This is a genomic window from Dictyobacter halimunensis (assembly GCF_036245075.1).
In genome coordinates, this window is record NZ_BSRI01000001.1 from 561,045 (window position 1) to 580,133 (window position 19,089).

Here is a 19,089-nt window from a genome sequence, read left to right on the forward strand (position 1 = left end):
TTATGCTAGAGAAATGTCGTCCTGGGGTTGCAAGAGGGGTGGTGAAACCTGGACGGTGTCAGGGTATTTGATGCCGCTGCCCGTGTTGAGCAGGACAACGCGTTCACCTTCCTGAATCCAGCCCTGCTGGCGTAGCTTGCGGGCGGCCACCAGGGTAGCCGCGCCTTCGGGACAGACGAAAAGCCCTTCGCTACTGGCCAGTTCGGCCTGCGCCTGCAGCAATTCGTCGTCATCAACCGCCAGGGCGCAACCGCCGGTATCGCGTACCGCCTCCAGCACCAGAAAGTCACCCAGCGCCTTTGGTACGTTGATACCAAAGGCCACTGTTTTGGAGTTCTTCCACATTTCAGACGTGTCCCGCCCCTCCTGCCAGGCCTTGACAATGGGGGCGCAACCGGTAGACTGGACCGCCACCAGTCGGGGAAGACGCTCACCGATCCAGCCCAGTTCCTGCAGTTCACGCAACGCCTTATAGATACCAATGATTCCGACCCCACCTCCGGTGGGATAGAGGATCACATCAGGCACATCCCAGTGGAACTGTTCAGCCAATTCGTACCCCATCGTCTTTTTGCCTTCGATCCGATATGGCTCTTTGAGGGTCGAAGCATCGTACCAGCCATGGGCTTTAACGGCACGTCCAACGATAGCGCCTGCGTCGCTGATCAATCCATTTACCAGGAACAGATGTGCGCCGCTGATAGCGCACTCGTTGCGTGTGATCAGGGGCGCGCCCTCTGGCATAACCACCACCGCGTCAAGTCCGGCACGAGCAGAGTATGTGGCCCAGGCCCCACCGGCATTCCCATTTGTCGGCATGGCCAGCGTCTGCACGCCGAGCTCGCGGGCACGCGACACGCCAACCGCGGCGCCACGGGCCTTAAATGATCCGGTGGGAATCACCCCTTCATCTTTAACATACAGATGACGCATAGCCAGCTTCTCACCAAGGCGCGGCAATGGCAGCAGCGGCGTCATCCCTTCTCCAAGAGACACCACATTCTCGGCCGAACGCACCGGCAGTAGTTCGTGATAGCGCCAGAGCGTCGGCTCGCGTTGTTGCAGCATCTCTTTACTCAACTGCTCTTTGACAGCTGCCAGGTCATAACGAACCAGCAACGGAGAGCCGCAGGTGCACAGGTGGGCCTGCTCATCAGCATTATAATGTGTATGACAACGTGGACATTCCAGATGGGTTAAAAAGCTAAAAGACAATGTATTTCACCTTTATCAAAATCTTGTGGTTGCTAAAAAGTAATCGGCAGGTTCTTGACACCAAAGACGATGTTGCTGCGAACCTGACGGAGTGGGACGTCTTTGTCTCGCCGCCACTCAGGCAGCAGGCGCAGCAGATTCTCCAGCACAATCTTTGCCTCCAGACGCGCCAGCGGCGCGCCCAGACAGAAGTGGATGCCATGGCCGAAGGACAGGTGGCGGTTGGGATTGCGCCGAATGTCAAAGCGGGCCGGCTCGGAAAACTGGGTCTCATCAAAGTTCGCGGATATGGTGGTCACCTTTACGACCTGCCCTTTGCGGATCAGGTGGTCACCGAGCTGGACATCAGTGGTAGCCACACGACCACCAATGATGGTGCGGGCACCGCCCGTGCCCCGGTTGGGAGGCAGGCAACGCAGGATCTCCTCGATCGCCACCGGCACCAGCGAGGGGTCCTGGCGCAATTGCTGCCAGGCATCGGGATGCTGATCAAAACAGAGGAAGGCATTGCCAATCAACTGCGTGGTCGTCACGTTACCGGCGACCAGCAGCGTAATAAAGAAGGCGTAGAGGTCATCGTCGCTCAGATATTCACCATCTACCTCCGCCGTCAGGAGCAGACTTAAAATATCCTGGCGTGGATGGCGGCGCCGTTCATCAATAGTATGTGCCATCTTCTCATACAGGATCATGACCTGCTCCTGCGTCAGCGGCATCTCCGAGTCCTGGGAGGATTCCTCCTGCCCCAGCGAGGAATCAGATAACAGCGCATCGGTCCACTGCTTAATTAGAGGCCAGTTTTCGTGTGGAAAACCCAGCATATCGGCAATTACAATAATAGGCAGTGGCACCGCCAGCTGCGCCACCACGTCCATCTGATCCTGCGCTAACATTGGCTGCAGCAGTTCTTGCGTAATTTCCTCGATGCGGGGGGCCAGTTGAGCAATGGAACGAGCGGAAAAGGCCGGCGTCACCAGAGATCGCAACTGACGATGGCGAGGTGGATCCATGGCAATGATACTATTAGCCGCCTCATTATTCTCATGAGGAGCAGGCGCCGAAGAAAACGTAGCATAATCGTTCTGCACACGTATATGGTCGGCGTAGCGGAAGATGCGCCAGCTCTCATTCTGCTCATCAAACCACACGGGCTCGCTCGCCCGCATGGTTGCTCCCCACTCACGCATCTGCTGATGCCACTCTAACGGTGGAAGAGTAAAATCATTGAAAAAAGACGGGAGTTGCATTGATCCAACCTTTCCTGCCAGGGTAACTATCCGGCCGTACATGCATCATCCTTTACTATTGTACATCATGCACACCCTGGAATAGCAAAACAGGCTGGCGCGTTCGCTAGAGGACCCAGTGTCCCGTCAGATACTGGGTCAACAGGAAGAAAAGTACGCTGGCGGCGATCAAAGGATAATATAGATTGAAGGTTTTATTTTTGCCGATGCCAGCCATCAAAATAAAGGCCGGGAACAGCTCCAGCATATAGCGGGCCTGCGATTGCAGCGGGAAGAGGCCGGTTCCACCAATCGGGAAAAGCTGCAGGAAAATATAGACGGCGACAGCATACAGACAATACGACCAGTGCGAACGCGGCATACGCCAGGGGCCAACGATGCTCAGAATAATCAACGTCAGGATGAATAGGGAAGGCACCAGATCCATCAGATTGCGCTGCGACTGGAAGCTCAGGATGCCATCACTGATGAGAATCGCCTTGGCCGAGCCGATCAGGCCATGCCAGGGACCGTGTAGGTGATGCGCCCACATCGCCTGAGCATGTGAGAAGGCCAGCAGATCACCAAAACGATAGTAGCAATACAGCGCGAACACCCCCACACCAGCCGGAATCAGTCCCACACTTACGACATTCATACTCATCGATTTAAAAGAGAAATCACGCTGGCGCAGGTACTCATAGCCGAAAGGAAGCAGCAGAAACAGTCCAGTCGAACGCGTCAGACTGGCGAAAAAGCCAAATATCCCCGCCAACCACCAGTTGCCATGGCGCAGTTGATAGAAGCACAACAGGGCAAAGCAGATGAACAGAGACTCATTATAGGGAGCAACCAGGAAAAACGAGGTAGGAAAGATCCAGAGATAGAACATGGCGCGCCGCGCACGCTCCTCATCAAAGTCCTCACACACCAACTGGTAGAAGACAATAAAGAGCACAAAGCAGGCCAGGTTCGACACCACCAACTCACCACGCAGGGGAGAGGTTGGAGAGTTGGTCAGCACCATCCACGCTTTCACACAGAGGGGATACAGCGGGAAAAACGCCGTTCGCCAGGGCCAATCGTAGCCGATGACCGCGATGGTGCGAAAATGGGTCGCATCCCAGCGAAACCAGTCCTGCCAGGCCATATATAGGGGCACCCCCTTACGAGTAAAATCGGGCTGCGTAAAGAGCACAGCAAAGCAACTGGTCAGGGCAAAGACGATGTGCCAGGCGATGTACATGGGCAGAATCTGTCGGGCGGCATGGGACCATTTGCGCCACCAGCTTCTGCGCGCTGCTGGCGCCAGCGCCGGTGTCTCTGGTACAGTGCCAGCAGCAGACCCGGGCGCTGCATCAACAACAGGATCAGCAGAAATCTTTGGATCGGATGATTCCATTCGGTTGCTTCCTTTACCTCGCTGATAAACATAGATGGAAATACATCATCTACTATAGAGGTCATCACCCTCAAAGCAAAGGAAAAAGGAAAAATATCCTAGTGGCTCATTCAACTCCGTCAGGCTGGGGAGTGGTCAACAGGGTGATCAGAGCCGGAGTTTCAATCAGGAGCAGTTTCTGGCGGCGCGGCCAGCGCTTCAACGCATACTCGATGCGCAGAGCCTCATTTTTTGTGGCGAACTCCCAGCTAGCCAGCAACTCAACCGGCAAACGCGCACGTGTATAGCGCGCCCCCTTTCCAGCATTATGCGTGGCCACGCGGCGCGCCACATCGGTGGCATAACCAGTATAGAGCGTGCCATCAACACAGCGCACAATATAGACATAATGCAAGGCGGAATTCACGCACGGCAACCATTTCTAATCATTTATAACTATCTCTAAAAAGTGCTAACACATAGCACCCTGCAAGATATAACCTTATTGTAACATTTCTTATCTTCAGATGTGGAAGGAACTGCGAAAGAGATGTAAAGAGAGGCCCACTCCAGATGGAGTGGGCCTCGGGACAGGACAATTCGGGCATCTACAGGATATTATTTGGCGTACTCGATCAGGGTGAGCAGGCCGCCCATTTCTGCGCCTGTCTGGCCCGGATTCATCAGGTGCGACAGGATATGGCAATGGAACGGATACACACTACCAGGTGTCGCCCAGGCGTTGAATACCAGATCATACGTCTCGCCAGGGGCAAGTTGAACAGTATCCTTGGTGATTGGCTGTGTCACCGTGTGTCCATCCTCAGCCACAATCTGGAATGAATGACCATGCAGGTGCATGGGATGGATGCTATTCGAGTCGGCCCCAAATAGACGAATGTGGACGTTCTGACCATGTTTCACAGTGATTGGCTGCGTATCCGGGAAAGACTTACCATTGATCACATAATAGCCGCCCATCGCTGCAACAAATTGATCATATTCAACATCCGCCTTAATCTGCTGTGGGCTACCGGGACGTGGATTGACAATGAATGCGCCATAGAAACCATTGGTCTCCTGCTCCATATCGTCATAGTGACTGTGGTACCAGTGCGTACCCACATCCTGATCGTGCAAGGTGAAATCAAAGTTATAGGTCTGTCCAGGCTCGATCGGCTTCTGACCAAGACCGGGTACACCATCCTCATGGGTCGACACTTCCAGGCCATGCCAGTGTACAGCCGTCGCCTTCGGGAAATGGTTGATAAGCGTGATGCGCACATGGTCGCCAGCATTCACAGAGATCTTGGGTCCTGGAACGGTACCGTTAATGGTCCATGCCAGCACGCGATGACCCGCTGTCACCTCCCACATCACCTGCTCAGCGGTCAGCGTAAAATGTTTTGCTCCGTCGGCATCAACTTTATAGGTCGCTGGTTGATCGCCATACTTCTGGGTTGCCAACGGTACGTTGGCGGTATCAGCTGAATTAGAACTGGAGTCGGACATAGACATAGTATCGGAGCCACCAGAACTGCTGGAACTACTAGAGCTAGAGGAGTCGCCGCGATTTAATGTCATCATGGCGCCAACGCCATAGCTCAACAATGCGACCAGGACCATGACACAGACAAAGGCAAACCACTCGGTAGTATGGCTGCGTCTGCGCAGTCCAGGCCGTTGATAGGTAATTTTCACGTTGGGTGTAGAAGGCTGAGATGTAGGAAGCGCGGGAGCGCTTTCCTCGACGGATGGTTTATCAGGGACATGTAGCATGTCTTACTCTCCTATGCAAAAAATAAAAAAGATGAAGCAATCGTTATGTTTTGATGCGTTACGATTTTGTCTGCTTTAGATACACAGATCATAATGCAGACACATCACGGATGGATCACGGCAGGAGAAAAAATCATCACAAGTACAGTGATATGAAGATAATGCCATCAGCGATAGCATCTTTTGAGAATTTTTGTATCTCTTAGCCGGGGAAACGTCCCACTTGACAATGTATTGGCAGTCAAGCATACTTCAATCAAACAAAGCGAGTATTGCTACAGCCTATTTAAGGGCCAGGGCAGCGAAGCCGTTCTCTAAGAGGATTTACGATGGACGTTTATCAGCATTCGCACACATCACAAGCCACGCATCCATATACAGAGCAGGACATCGGGACTACGAAACTCTTGCCGACCTATCGTATGGATCTCAGACCAACCCATACCAAAGATGTCTTTTACGACGCCAACCCAATCTCGGATTGGAGCGAGCTCTCGTGGGAGAAAATCGGGCGCCCATATCGCGTTGAACGCTGGTCAAAGGAGAAGCTCCGCTGGGAAAAAGAACACGACCAGCAATTGCCTCCGAAAACATCCTGGGAGATGTTCAACCGCTCATTTCAGCAGCTCTTTGATGAAGATGCGCTGGCCACTCGTAAAGAGGCGCTGGGAACGTTAGGGAAGAGCCTGACTACTCTCCAGTTGCACGAGGCCCTTGAATCTGTCGAGGAGATCATTCATACCAGTGTCTGGAATAAAATTCATCGTATTGAGGATGCCATTTGGGATCCCCGTGGCAAGCGGGCCTTATTTGAGGGACTGGACGTTGAAAAGCCGGAGATCCTCTTTCTAGGAGCCGCCGATGGCTACGAGGCCATGCAGCTCATGGCCATGTATCCGGGTGGACACACCGTACTGGTCGATTACGACGATTACTGCCGCACCCACCGCTTCGGTGAGTTCCCCGAATCCTACCCCTTCCTCGGCGAAAATCCGGCCACCGGCGCTCCTAAGGTCTGGTACAGGGACGAGATGAACATCGATTTTGAGGTCTGTGACATTCGCGATCTCAAATATGGAAAAGAATTTGATATCGTGGTTAGCATTGGTCTGATCGAACATTTTCCCGATGAATATAAACCACTGGCCCTGGACATGCATAGACGCTTCCTCAAACCAGGAGGCTATGCCATTATGACCACGCCCCGTGCGCAGCTACAATCTAAAATCTTCTATACCTTGTTCGCCGACACTATGAACTTCGCCTATCGCGAGCTCATGGATGTCAAACATCTCGGCCTGTACGCCTACGAAAATGGTTTTGAGATTTTGCGCCACGGGCGCATCAAGGCGCACAACGGGATTATAGCGCGTCTGCGCTAACGCTGCGCCTGCGTTCCCGCCCTGCACGCGTTAGACACTCCATTTCTCCTTGAACAGTTGATGCGAATCGCTTTAAGCGATTCGCATCAACTGTTTTTCGTGTACTGTGACAGAAAATGGTCGGACTAGCCGACCATTTTCTGTCACAGTACACGAAAAAACATATCTGCCATAACAGAGCGGAAGTATTTGAGCTCTAAATGCTTACTAGACAAGCTATATGCATAAATAAGCTTTTACCCATGTATTGATCCATCAGTATAATAAAAACAGGTGGTGTTCGTAATGGTTGGTTGGATAGATGTATAAACGAATACATACTGAAAGGATTAACTTATGAGAAAAACACTTAAACAATTAAAACCTTCACGTTTTTCATTGGCTATGGGAATTAGTCTGGCCATTCTATGTATGGCTGGCGCATTAACCTTCTACAGCTTTGAATTTATCCCCAGTGCTTCAGCAGCCGCCCCGCAATCCAGCTGTGGGACGGTCTATGTACGCATAGGGGGTACTACACCGACCAACACAAACGCCAATACGATTGAAGACTGCTTCTGGCGAGCTTATATTACGTGCCAGTCAGGCCAATCGCTGACCTATCAGCAGACAGGGATCGATGCCGGTACTATCCGCGATTTTACGCTGGTCAAGCGAGAACATTATTGCCAGATCACCAATCAGGTGCGACCCTATACCATTGTTGGCCCGGGCACGCATCATGTCAATTTCTACATCTGTAGTAGGATGTACCGGGATTACTATGGGTTACATATACAATATTGCCAGGAAGATGGAAGCATCCTGGTCCCTGCGCTCCATCCGCACGTTATGCCATTACCGATACATCCAGGGCCAGTCAAACCTTCGCTATAGAATAGTATGCTCCTCAAACTAAAATGGCTCATCCATGCTATGGGTGAGCCATTTTATATGCCGCGCAACAACAACCGCTCCTCAAAAAATCGTTTCAACGGTTGCGAGGTTTAAATATTCATATGGTATGATAAGCAGAGTTCAGCATGTTTAACGAAACGCTCATTTTTGCATCGATTATCTCCGTATATGCTACATTGTGAGAGATACGTTATTTTGTTCAGAGGTCAAAATCATGCAAGCTAAACATACTATTGATACTGCCCATCAGATCGCCACCTCCACACAGATTCCCGAAGGCGCAGTAGCCTTATGGTGGTTAGGCCAGGCTAGCTTTGCCTTGCGCAGCGCAACCAGCACCATTCTGATCGATCCATTTTTAACCCCGATGGAGAACCGCGTGGTGCCGCCCCCCTTTACAGCCGAGGAGTGCCCGCCCGTCGATCTGATCCTTTATACGCATGAGCATACCGATCATTTAGATATACCCGCGCTCAAGATCCTGGCACGCCATCCCTCCAGACCGCGCTTTATCGCGCCCAGCCCCATTGTTGACCAGCTACTGGCAGCGGGGGTAGAACCCGAACAGTTGCAAGGGGTACAGCCAGAAGAGGACATCACGATCGGCGGTACACGAGTCATCCCCCTGCCCGCCCTGCACGGCCTCAGCTTTCCACCGGTGTCCTATAGCTTTGGACAAGAGATTAGCGATGGCCGCTATCGCTATCTGGGCTATGTTGTCGAGATGGGAGGTATACGGGTGTACCATCCCGGCGACACCCTGGTCTTTGAAGGACTGGCAGAAAAGCTACAACCGCTTGTCATCGACCTGGCCCTGCTCCCCATCAATGGTCGCAGTTATTTCCGCGAGCAACAAAACCTGGTCGGCAACATGGATGAGCGTGAGGCGGCGGACCTGGCGGCCGCCGCGGGCATTCAGGCGGTCATTCCCACCCACTACGAGATGTTTGCAGCCAATGTCGGTCGTCCCGGCTTCTTCGTCGATTACATTCGCACCAACCATCCAGAAGTATGCTGCTATCTACCATCCCATGGTCGTCGCCTGATCTACATGAAATAACTGCGGCTGGAATAGATAAAAAGAGATGAATACTGCACTTCCACTTTTTTAGTAGATGAAAAGAATAGTCAGATAATCCATACCCAGAACTGAGCGACTATTCAGGTTTATCGTGTGGAGAATTGAGGGGTGCCAGGCCTGTTTACAGGTGCATAGCACCTCTCTTTTTCACTTGACATGTTCCAGAATGATATGTTACGTTGTTACCAAGCATTTGGTAGGGAGTGTATGTATATGTTAGAAACGGAGGCGCGAGAGCGGGTGCTGACCGTTGCCGAACAGCTATTTGCACGTAGAGGTTATGCGGCTGTCACATTACGCGATATCGCGACCGAGGTCGGAATTCGCCATACATCGCTTTACCATCATGTCCCTGGAGGCAAAGAAGAGCTATTCGTGGAGGTAACCGAGCGACATCTGAAACGCCATCAACAGGGATTGATGCAGGCAATCCAACAGGCGCGACCCCATATCAAGGATGAGTTACATGCGGTCGCCGATTGGTTGCTATCTCAGGCGCCGATCGACCTGCTGCGCATGACCCAATCAGATATGCCAGCCATTGACCCCAGACACGCCGAGTATCTATCTCAACTCGCGCTAGAAGCCATGATTCAACCTATCTACGTTGCCCTGCAAGAAGCTCAGCAACAGGGAGAGATCAGGCAATTAGATTTCGGCCCTATTGCCGGTGGGCTCCTTGGCATGATTGAATCTTTTTATGCTGTTCCTGAAACAGCACTGGTCCAAAATCGGCAAGAGATGGCATATATCGTGATAGATGCCTTATTAGAGGGTTTGTACCCACATACATGAGCGTAAATTTTTTTTGCCTGCCTAATCTACCAACTTGTTGGTAGCAATAAAACGCAGACATATAGATATCAGTGAAGTTGCTGATCATCCTATGACAGAGGTTGTAAAAGCGAAAGGAGCACCCATGTTCAATAGTATCATGGATAAGATCAAATCAGGGGGGGACCGATTGCGGCAGGGACTCAACATTGTGCTGGCCGTGAGTCAGGTAGTGGTAACGATTGTAGGGTATATGGTAAGATCCAACGATACGTTTACCTCCAGCGATGCCGGGACATCACCGATTGTGCCAGCGGATTATACTTTTAGCGTTTGGAGCCTGATCTATGCGGGCGCGCTGGCCTACGCAATCTACCAGGCGCTCCCCCAACAGCGTGGTGATGCATTGCTGCGTCGCGTCGGATTCTATACAGCCTCGGCGTACCTGGCTACCACTATCTGGCTGATCGCCGCCCAGACCGGGCTGGCCTGGTTCACAATTGTGTGCATGTTCTGGATCCTGATTTCGCTGCTTGGAGCGTTCATCCAGATCATTCGATGGCATACACCTTTCACGCAAGCGCAACGCTGGCTGGTCATTCTGCCCATCAGCATCTATGCCGCCTGGGCCACCATAGCCTCTATCGCCAATCCGGCCTCTATCCTTCATCAGTCTGGCATCACCAGCCTGGGAGGACTTCCCGCAACAACCTGGACAATCATCATGCTGTTAGTAGGGACCGGTATCGCCGCGTTTGTAACGATCAAGAGCCGGGGCAACGCTGGCTACGCACTCACCTTTTGCTGGGCACTGATCGGGATCGTCGTCGCCAATATCACGCGCAGCCCCAATCGTCCCATTGCTATCCTCGCAGCTATTCTGGCAGTCGGTATGATTGCCCTCCTGAGTTGGGCGCGAACGAACCTGAGACGCTTATCGATAACAGGAAGCTTTAACGCTTAACTTCACGATCTTCTATTCTAAACCCAGGTGCTGGCCCTTTTCCTGGCTCTTTCTCCATTGAAGTTGTATATGACGAAAGAACAGGGAATGGGCCCTTCAAACACGAGCTTCCAATCTAGAAACGTTTTTTTGCGTTTTGTCATTTGTAGCGCGAAGATATACACAACTATGGTCAACGTGTGGTATCGTATTGAATATACGCGGATATGTTCATCCCGCATATTTATAGGAGGTCACCGGTGCCAGTAGAAGAAATAGTTGCGCTCTCTGTTGGAACAGAAAAGCTCTCAGGGTATCTGGCCTATCCCGAGGGAGAGGGCCCATTTCCCGGTGTCGTAGTTATCCATGAGATATTTGGTCTCAACGACAACATCAAAGATATCGCCCGGCGCTTCGCCGATGAGGGTTACGCGGCCTTTGCCATCGATCTGTTCGCTGGCCGCAATCGCACCATCTGTATGTTCCGCTTCATGAGCCAGATATTGACCAATCCGCTCAATAATGGCAGCATCCGCAACCTTAAGCAGGCGCTTACCTATCTGGGTCGGCAACCCCGGGTGGACGCCGAGCGACTGGGAACGATCGGCTTTTGTATGGGAGGCAGCTTTGCCGTTGCCTGGGCCTGCAGCGACACACGCCTCAAAGCGATCGCGCCCTTCTACGCGATGAATCCCCGACCCTTGGAAGCGGTTGCCCGCAGTTGTCCCGTCGTCGGATCATATCCCAGGGAAGACTTTACCACCAAAGCGGCCCAGCGCCTCGATGAGGCGCTCACACAGCATCAGGTTGAGCACGACATCAAGATTTACCCCGGCACGAAACACTCATTTTTTAATGACCAGGGCAAAACCTATGACGCCTCCGCCTCGCAGGATGCCTGGCAGCGTGTCCTGGCCTATTTCCAGGCACACATTTAAGCATAGGAAGTTCACATCGCCCATTTTCAATGGATATACGAAGCAGTAGTCCTAAGCGGTGTGGGCTTCCGTCTGGTAAGCATCGCCCGGCGTTTTATGGACGGTATAGATGAATTCGATAAAACCATGCTCATCAGGTACCGGGCTCAGCATGGTAAATCCCACTGCCCGCAGGCAGTGCATGCTGGGCTGATTGTCGTATTCAACGCCCGCATGCACACAGGCAACCTCCTGTACCTCTGGTTGGTTCAGAAAAGCGCGCATCATACGTTTTCCGTATCCTTGTCCGCGCAACCGAGGATTGACGGCAATGGAAAAGCTGGCCCGCCTGTGATCCTTCTCGAATTGAATCACGCCCACCGGGCCCACATCGGCATAGATCATCCAGGTATATACATGAGGAGAGGTCGTAATGTAATCAAACCAGACCGTATCGGGATAGTTGATCCTCCGAGACAGTTCAGGATCATGAAACCAATCTTGATAGCGAGAATGCTCTTCAGCATCCAATGGACTAAAAATAAGATCTGGCATCGCATTCTCCATGTTTACAATGTATCTGAGAAAAAAATCTCTATTCTCATTACATGATATACATGCCTACAAACTCTAGTAGAAATGAAGATAAGAAAGAGGTTCAGCCGATGGAGTTTTCAGAGGTAGTACGCAAACGGCGCATGGTACGGCACTTCACAAGCGATCCTATTCCAGCCAATGTTATTACGCGCATCTTTGACCTGGTTCAGCGGGCTCCTAGCGCGGGTTTTACCCAGGGGCAATCTTTTGTTGTTGTGACGCGTCCCGAGCTCAAAAGAGAGATCGCTCGCTTCTGTACAGAGGAGGAATACGCGGAGACGTTTCAGCATCCCTTTATTTCAGAAGCACCTGTACTGGCGATTCCTTGCACGAGTGAGTCTGCATATCATCAGCGCTATCAAGAGGCGGACAAGATCGATGAGGAGGGACAGGAGATCGAATGGCCGGTCCCTTTCTGGTTTATGGACATTGGTTGCTCGGTAATGATCTTGCTGCAAGCCGTGGTGAATGAAGGATTGGCGGCTGCTTTTGTGGGTATTCCTGGTAAAGAGAATAATGCCGGACTCAAACAACTGCTCAACATCCCTGCTGACTGCACTCCCGTAGGCGTCATTCCCATCGGGCATGCCGCAACGGATATCCCTTCACCTTCTCTCAAGCGTGGCCGCAAGAGCCAGGTCGAGTTTTTGCACTTTGAGAAGTGGTGAACGCTGCTACTCCGATAACGCCATCTGCAATGTTAGCGCCAGAACATCTGCCGATCAAAATTAATAAGTAAGGTTGACTAATCCTGGCACAATGTGACTCAATATGAATAGGCAATAATGAACAATTGCAGAAATAGATATTAAAAGGAGCACAGCAATATGAATATAGGTGTTATTGGATCTGGAAATATCGGTGCCAACGCAGCAAAACTCTTTGCGCAGGCAGGACATAAAGTAGCTATCAGTAATTCAAAGGGCCCGCAATCGCTGTCTCAACTGGTTTCAGAGATCGGGCCCAATGTCAGAGCGGCCACCAACGAAGAGGTGGTTCAATTTGGTGATATCATCCTGCTAGCTATCCCCTGGTCACAGCGCACCAGTCTGCCTCCGGCCCAGATGTTTGAAAACAAGATCGTCATCGATGCCACCAATCCTTATAGCAAAGATCAAAACGGGAATTTCCAGATCGAACAATTGAACCACACAACGTCCAGTGAGGAAATTCTAAGGCAGATCCCAGGTGCACGTCTCGTCAAGGGCTTCAACACCATGTACTTTGAAACGCTGAAAACAAGTGGCAAATCTTCACCTGATGAGCGTCTGGTCATCTTTATCGCGGGAGACGACTCTGAAGCTAAAGAGGTTGTCGCTCACCTGATCGAGGATATTGGTTTTGCTGCAGTTGACACTGGTTTTCTGAGTGAAGGTGGACGCCGCCAGCAGCCCGGCTCACCTATCTACAATGTTCCCATGACCGTTGCCCAGGCTAAACAGGCGCTGGCGAACCTTCCCTAACACTCGTTAGTATACAAGCAATCCAGCTACAAACGGACCACATACTATATGAATACCCACAGCAGGCCGCTATGCTCGTACTATAAATAGATATAGTACGAGCATAGCGGCCTGCTAGATAATTTATAAAGTGATGACCTCCTATGCATTCCTGTTTCCACGTAAGAAATGTATAGGGGGTCATCACCTTCCTTGCACCGTTAATGCTCTATCGATTGGTAGAGGCCTATATTGCTGTATTTGCAGCGAGACATAGTATTTTGTATAGTAGGTATTGTAGATAAAAATTGTTTGGTACACAATGTGCAATTTGTAGCTCAATTTTCCGAAAAGTGGTAGAAGGAAGAAACTGAAGCATGGATTTTGTGGATTGGCGCAAGATACCGAGAGAGCAGCGCGCCAGGGTGCAACGTCAGTTAGAGGATGAGGAAGCACGAAAAAACTCGGCGATCGTCTTTCATGGCATCGCCGATTATTATATCCAAAAAGCGCAGAATGCAGGCGAATTTGATAATCTACCTGGCGCGGGAAAGCCGTTTCGCAATGGCTTTCTGGAAAATTCAGGTGCCGATGATATGGCTACCAACATCATCAAAAAATTTGGGGGAGAGCCGCTGGAAGTCTCACTGCAGAAAGAGATCCAACGCAAGCAGGCGCAGATCGACAAACATCTTGCCTATCTGCAACATCGCTTACGATACGCGCAGAGGCCGCGACGTCCCCATTCTCGCAGCCGCATACGGGCATATCAACGAGAGGTGCATGCTTTTGAACACGAGTACAGGAAACGTCTGGCCGATATCAATAGCCGCATCTTAAGCCTCAACATCGCTGCGCCAGAAACCATGAATATGCAGCCGTTACCTGTCGAACAACTCCTGCAAGACTACCGAAAACGCTTCTATGTGTTTGATGAGGAATAAGTACAGTTCTCGATCACGGTGCCTCTCTGACCACGAGCACTCGCTTCATGAGGCACCGCCGCTGATCAGGTTTCTCTTCGCCCGAACTATCTTCTAACCATTGAAGGCATAACCAGGATATAGGCATATCTACCTTCAAATTAACTTGTATACAAGTTACTATTGTAAAAGTATTTTGTATATTGTATACTTGTATACAAATGATTGATACAAAGGAGTATGATTTCTCACAGGAGTATATATGGATCAGATTGAGGATTGTTTGAGTTTTTACCTTGGCAAGGCATATCAGCGGGTCGCGCAGTCTGCCAAGCAACGTCTGGCCCCATATGGGGTCACTCCCGTGCAGTATGCACTGCTCAAGGTACTCTGGGAACGCGACGAACAGAGCGGAGCTGAGCTAGGCGAACGCCTTGTGCTCGATAGCGCGACAATAACAGGCATTCTTGATCGCCTGGAGCATGCGGGGCTGATTGAGCGCAAGGCCCATGCGACCGATCGGCGGGTGAACCGGGTCTCGCTCACCGCTCGTGGACGCGCTCTCCAGGGACCGCTGGACCGTGAGTTGGATCAGTTAAACCAGGATTTCCTCGGCCAATTCTCATCCGAACAGAGAGAGCTTCTGCGGCACCTGCTTACAACTGTGGCTGCCTGGAAGCAGCAAGATCATTCTCCTGCTTAAGGGTGATTTGAGTGCGCATTGAGAAGCAAAGGATTACAACATACCTACAAAAACATCATGAGGGCGGTACATGACCGACCACTTTCAATATCAAATATTATGCAAGGATGGTATTTATGCTTTTTGATACAAAAATTGCATTGGTGATTCGAGACGATCTGGCCTCCTGGCAAAAAATGAATGTGGCAGCGTTCCTGGCCAGTGGGATCGCTGCAGCCTATCCTGAGTGTATCGGCGAACCATATGAAGACGCGTCTGACAACAAATACCTGCGGCTGATTGGCCAGCCGATACTGATTTACGGAGCCGATCGCGCCGGGCTCGTGCGGGTGCTTGATCGTGCCCTGACACGCGGAGCACAGCCGGCTGTCTATACAGAAGAGATGTTTACTACAACCCATGACGAAGCCAATCGCGCCGCTGTACGCAGCGTCGAGCGCGAGAACCTGAATCTGGTGGGCCTCGCCATCCGGGCGGAAAGAAAAGTGATCGACAAGATTGTGGATAAATTAAAGTTTCATCAATAACCAGTGAGGCTCGAGCCTGAACTGCTCAGGCCTGCCAGCTCAGAGCATGTGCGATCAGGGTATCTTGCTGGCTCGCCAGCCAATCCAGGCGCCAGATGGAAAACTGAATATAGTCCTGCATCGCCGCATCGGTCATCAGTCCAATCAGGTAGCGACCGATGCGGTGCTGCATGCCGGCAAAGTGGCGCATACGCATCATGGCTGGAATCGCTTTCAATTCATCCTCATCCAACGGCAGCGCTTCCATATAGCTGCGACCCAGCGCGTCGATAATCTCCCATTCATTCCCGGTCCCCATGCGGCTGACCGGCCACCAGCTTAAGGCGACGCTCAGGTCGAGGGCCCGAATATCGCGGGCTGCAAACTCAAAATCCAGAACCGCCGTCACACCCTCTTGTTCATCAAATAGTATATTGCTGGTGTCCAGGTCGCGATGCAGCAATTGCTGAGGCAGGGTCTCATAGAGCTTCGCCAGCCCATCCTGGTGCGTGGTCAGGATATCTTGCAGCTTGCGGATCTGCTGCCGCTCCAGGGGGAGTAACTCCAGCGCCTTCGCCATATCCGGTACCTGGGGATTACGCGCCTCTAAGCGACCAAACGGCAACAACACGTCGATCTCCTCTGGCGTCGATTGGTCAGGAACAGCGGCCAGAGCCTGGTCTAAAATGGCCAGCACACGACCGGCCGCGCTAGCCTTCCCAGGGGTACTCTTGCTTGAAACGTTACCAGGCAAAAACGGGGATAGTGCCGCAATACCAGGCTTCCCATCTCCAATCTCAAGGGAGACCAGAAAGTCGCCACTATAGGCCTGAATAGGTAATGGAAATAAAAATGGCAAATCATGAATTGACAACGCTTGCAAGATCGTCATCTCATAGCGCAAACGGGACAGGTGAGATTCGTCGGGGGACACGCGTAACGCATAAACATGTCCATCCGCCGCATCCACACGCCAGACATGATTGTTTGTACCACCAGTAAGCGGCATAAGAGAACAGGGGCCCTTAATCGGCCAGGTCACACATATAGCAGAAACATCCATGTGGAGCAACTCCAATCCCAGTATTTTGTCAATATGGCATGCCTATGGATAGCATCTTCCAAAAGCTGCTAGAGAGGAAACTTGTCTATATTGTAGCAGATTCCGCCGACGCTGGTGGTAATCAGCCGAGAACTCACAAACCAGTCAGGCACATCCAAGGTCAGGAATAGACCAGTGCTGTCATCTGTTATCACCTGCGTATGACTGACTTGCAGATCTATTGCCTGCAGCAATGCAAGCAGCAATAGAAAAAACGATCTTCTTACTTCAAACAGTTAAAGGCGTGCAAACAGGAGCAGAAACATATGCGAACAGATATCGTTCCCGGCGCAACGTTTCCCGATTATGAATTGACCGACCACACAAAAACGCGCCGCCGTCTCAGCGAGCTACAGGGTATCGATCCCATGATCTTGATCCTGGCACGCGGACACTATTGTCCTAAAGACCATCAGCAACACCTCGAGTTGGCTGAGTTCTATCCCAAGATCGCCGTCTCTTATACACAGATTGTAACCATCTCAACCGACAATATTCTAGAAACAAACGAGTTCCGAGCCGCCGTCGGGGCCCAGTGGACCTTCCTATCGGACTCGGGACGCAAGATCCAACAGGACCTGGAGATTCAAGAATATACCGATCCCCACCACAACCCCATGATCCCTTACACACTGGTACTGGAACCGGGGTTGCGCATCTACAAGATCTACAACGGCTACTGGTTCTGGGGGCGCCCCTCGCCCGAAGACCTCAGGCAGGATCTGCGCGCCGTCTCCCAGAAGGTCCGACCCGACTGGGACCTCTCCGCACCTGGTCTGCGCGAAGATTGGGAGGGAGAAAAGAAGCTGCATTACCCCTATGGGCAAAGGCGATAAGCCTATATTTCTGCCCACGAAAAAGGAAGCAAAATCCGGCTTTTCAGTGGGATTTTGCTTCCTTTTTCGTCTCTTCTATCCAGTTGCTAAATATGATTAAGAGATTTTTATGGAAAAATCGTACATTTAATGCTGGAGATCTTGATAGGCTTGCTGCCAATATTCATTGTTATAAATGGCATTCGGGCCAGGTTGCGCCAGTTGTGTACTATTAACAGTTGTATTGAAACCACCAAATTCCTGACGCAGGTTGATTGTATTTACCAAACCTTGCTGGTTCACCTGTTCATTCACATTTTCACCGGTTGTTGTGTTCTGCTCAGTATCAGCATAGATGTTGGCTGCGATCTGTGTTGATACACCATCAGCCTTAGCAATATCGGCGATAACGGCACTCTGATTGCTCGGGTTTGCCGCGTACATGCTTCCCAAAATCATAGCTGTCAGAAAACGATCAACGGTAGCTGTATTATGTTGTCCATAACTTCGGGTAATTGCGATGGATGTTCCCTGATACGGCTCGGTGTAGGTTGAAAGACTGGCGATATCATTAAGGTAAGAGACAGCGCGTGCTTGCTCGATATACGGAGATGCCAGCATCGTCGCATAAGCAGGGTCGCCCGTCGAGGTTTGACCGGCTACCATATCCTGATAACGTATCTTCGAACCGCCAACAGAATTCAGGGTATAATCCTGATTTAGATACATGCCGTTTTCAGCCATAATTTTCTCAAGAGCAATAACAAAACCACTGTTCGGTGCATCAACCAGAATTGCCTTACCCTCCAGATCATGGATGCTATTGATGCCCAGATTGGTGTTAACCACCAGATCCAGATTGGCCCCCTGATCAATACCCGCAATGACCTGAATGGATTGATTATTGTTGACGTCCTGATTTACAACGTTATCAGCAGTTGAAGAAATAATATCGTATTGACCAGAAAGCAGGCTACTAATTTGCTGTGTAGAGCTAGTAACCTGATTGTAACAGACGCTTACCCCTTCTTTCACGAAATACCCCTGATTCACGGCCTCAATATATGAAACACTTTTCCCAAATGCTCCATATTGAATACAGCTGCCACTGGCATGCGCCTGGGGGACGAAAGTTGACCCCGCTCCCATGAACCCTTCGGCTATTACTGCGAACACAAAGGCGAGAGCAATAAAACCAGAATACTTCATCTTGCCGTAGACCATTCCTTCCTTATTAGGCCCATATGAAAAATAGTTGTAAAAATAATTGTGCTTATCCATTATCTGTAGCTTATTTTCTGTATATAAGCCATATACCTGAGTTGATAAACCAACAGATGAATATCACCATGGCATCATAATATACCAATATAGCGATAAAGATTATCGAATATGACTATTTTGCT

20 protein-coding genes are annotated in these 19,089 nt (G+C 50.9%); 12 read left to right on the plus strand and 8 right to left on the minus strand.

The genetic code is table 11. The features are described 5' to 3' along the window. From AABA21_RS02385 to AABA21_RS02405, 5 genes are all read right to left on the minus strand, one after another. Positions 1-1,215, minus strand: a complete 1,215-nt coding sequence (locus tag AABA21_RS02385; protein WP_338247358.1) for a threonine synthase — start codon at positions 1,213-1,215, stop codon at positions 1-3. Between the two features lie 32 nt (positions 1,216-1,247). Next, complete coding sequence (locus AABA21_RS02390) at positions 1,248-2,504, minus strand: cytochrome P450 (RefSeq protein ID WP_338247359.1); 1,257 nt, start codon at positions 2,502-2,504, stop codon at positions 1,248-1,250. Positions 2,505-2,568: 64 nt separating this feature from the next. After that, positions 2,569-3,843 carry a mannosyltransferase family protein gene (locus AABA21_RS02395; protein WP_338247360.1) on the minus strand — a complete coding sequence of 425 codons (1,275 nt, stop codon included), beginning with the start codon at positions 3,841-3,843 and terminating at the stop codon, positions 2,569-2,571. Positions 3,844-3,949: 106 nt separating this feature from the next. Then, on the minus strand, positions 3,950-4,249 hold the full coding sequence (locus AABA21_RS02400; protein ID WP_338247361.1) for a GIY-YIG nuclease family protein: 300 nt from the start codon (positions 4,247-4,249) through the stop codon (positions 3,950-3,952). Positions 4,250-4,440: 191 nt separating this feature from the next. Then, positions 4,441-5,601 carry a multicopper oxidase family protein gene (locus AABA21_RS02405; RefSeq protein ID WP_338247362.1) on the minus strand — a complete coding sequence of 387 codons (1,161 nt, stop codon included), beginning with the start codon at positions 5,599-5,601 and terminating at the stop codon, positions 4,441-4,443. Between the two features lie 329 nt (positions 5,602-5,930). On the opposite strand from AABA21_RS02405, the gene AABA21_RS02410 reads away from it, so the two are divergent. The 6 genes from AABA21_RS02410 (at position 5,931) to AABA21_RS02435 (ending at position 11,616) form a co-directional block, all read left to right on the plus strand. Next, a complete protein-coding gene (locus tag AABA21_RS02410) occupies positions 5,931-6,983 on the plus strand; it encodes a class I SAM-dependent methyltransferase (RefSeq protein ID WP_338247363.1) in 1,053 nt (350 codons plus the stop codon). Between the two features lie 336 nt (positions 6,984-7,319). Further along, a complete protein-coding gene (locus tag AABA21_RS02415; protein WP_338247364.1) occupies positions 7,320-7,859 on the plus strand; it encodes a hypothetical protein in 540 nt (179 codons plus the stop codon). 235 nt (positions 7,860-8,094) lie between these two features. Continuing rightward, positions 8,095-8,940, plus strand: coding sequence for an MBL fold metallo-hydrolase (locus AABA21_RS02420; RefSeq protein ID WP_338247365.1), 846 nt, complete (start codon positions 8,095-8,097; stop codon positions 8,938-8,940). Positions 8,941-9,174: 234 nt separating this feature from the next. Continuing rightward, a complete protein-coding gene (locus AABA21_RS02425) occupies positions 9,175-9,756 on the plus strand; it encodes a TetR/AcrR family transcriptional regulator (protein WP_338247366.1) in 582 nt (193 codons plus the stop codon). Positions 9,757-9,880: 124 nt separating this feature from the next. Further along, complete coding sequence (locus tag AABA21_RS02430; protein WP_338247367.1) at positions 9,881-10,699, plus strand: hypothetical protein; 819 nt, start codon at positions 9,881-9,883, stop codon at positions 10,697-10,699. A gap of 239 nt (positions 10,700-10,938) precedes the next feature. Beyond that, positions 10,939-11,616, plus strand: a complete 678-nt coding sequence (locus tag AABA21_RS02435) for a dienelactone hydrolase family protein (RefSeq protein ID WP_338247368.1) — start codon at positions 10,939-10,941, stop codon at positions 11,614-11,616. A 51-nt stretch (positions 11,617-11,667) separates the two neighbouring features. On the opposite strand, the gene AABA21_RS02440 is transcribed toward AABA21_RS02435, so the two are convergent. Further along, positions 11,668-12,150 carry a GNAT family N-acetyltransferase gene (locus tag AABA21_RS02440; protein WP_338247369.1) on the minus strand — a complete coding sequence of 161 codons (483 nt, stop codon included), beginning with the start codon at positions 12,148-12,150 and terminating at the stop codon, positions 11,668-11,670. 110 nt (positions 12,151-12,260) lie between these two features. On the opposite strand from AABA21_RS02440, the gene AABA21_RS02445 reads away from it, so the two are divergent. The 5 genes from AABA21_RS02445 (at position 12,261) to AABA21_RS02465 (ending at position 15,787) form a co-directional block, all read left to right on the plus strand. After that, positions 12,261-12,860: a nitroreductase family protein gene (locus AABA21_RS02445; protein WP_338247370.1), complete on the plus strand. Its 600-nt coding sequence runs from the start codon at positions 12,261-12,263 to the stop codon at positions 12,858-12,860. A gap of 159 nt (positions 12,861-13,019) precedes the next feature. Beyond that, entirely contained in the window at positions 13,020-13,655 is a 636-nt protein-coding gene (locus AABA21_RS02450) for an NADPH-dependent F420 reductase (RefSeq protein WP_338247371.1), read from the plus strand. A 356-nt stretch (positions 13,656-14,011) separates the two neighbouring features. Next, positions 14,012-14,578 carry a DnaJ family domain-containing protein gene (locus AABA21_RS02455; protein ID WP_338247372.1) on the plus strand — a complete coding sequence of 189 codons (567 nt, stop codon included), beginning with the start codon at positions 14,012-14,014 and terminating at the stop codon, positions 14,576-14,578. 241 nt (positions 14,579-14,819) lie between these two features. After that, positions 14,820-15,260 (plus strand): MarR family winged helix-turn-helix transcriptional regulator, encoded by a 441-nt coding sequence (locus tag AABA21_RS02460; protein WP_338247373.1) that lies wholly within the window; start codon positions 14,820-14,822, stop codon positions 15,258-15,260. 116 nt (positions 15,261-15,376) lie between these two features. Then, positions 15,377-15,787, plus strand: a complete 411-nt coding sequence (locus tag AABA21_RS02465; protein ID WP_338247374.1) for a DUF2000 family protein — start codon at positions 15,377-15,379, stop codon at positions 15,785-15,787. A gap of 25 nt (positions 15,788-15,812) precedes the next feature. Here the strand turns inward: AABA21_RS02465 and AABA21_RS02470 are convergent, their stop codons facing one another. Beyond that, positions 15,813-16,775 (minus strand): phosphotransferase enzyme family protein, encoded by a 963-nt coding sequence (locus AABA21_RS02470; protein ID WP_338247375.1) that lies wholly within the window; start codon positions 16,773-16,775, stop codon positions 15,813-15,815. Between the two features lie 359 nt (positions 16,776-17,134). Between AABA21_RS02470 and AABA21_RS02475 the strand changes: the two genes are divergently transcribed. Beyond that, positions 17,135-17,704, plus strand: coding sequence for a redoxin domain-containing protein (locus tag AABA21_RS02475; RefSeq protein WP_338247376.1), 570 nt, complete (start codon positions 17,135-17,137; stop codon positions 17,702-17,704). 126 nt (positions 17,705-17,830) lie between these two features. Here AABA21_RS02475 and AABA21_RS02480 read toward each other — a convergent pair whose 3' ends face one another. Continuing rightward, a complete protein-coding gene (locus AABA21_RS02480; RefSeq protein WP_338247377.1) occupies positions 17,831-18,964 on the minus strand; it encodes an ABC transporter substrate-binding protein in 1,134 nt (377 codons plus the stop codon). Between the last annotated feature and the right edge of the window lie 125 nt (positions 18,965-19,089).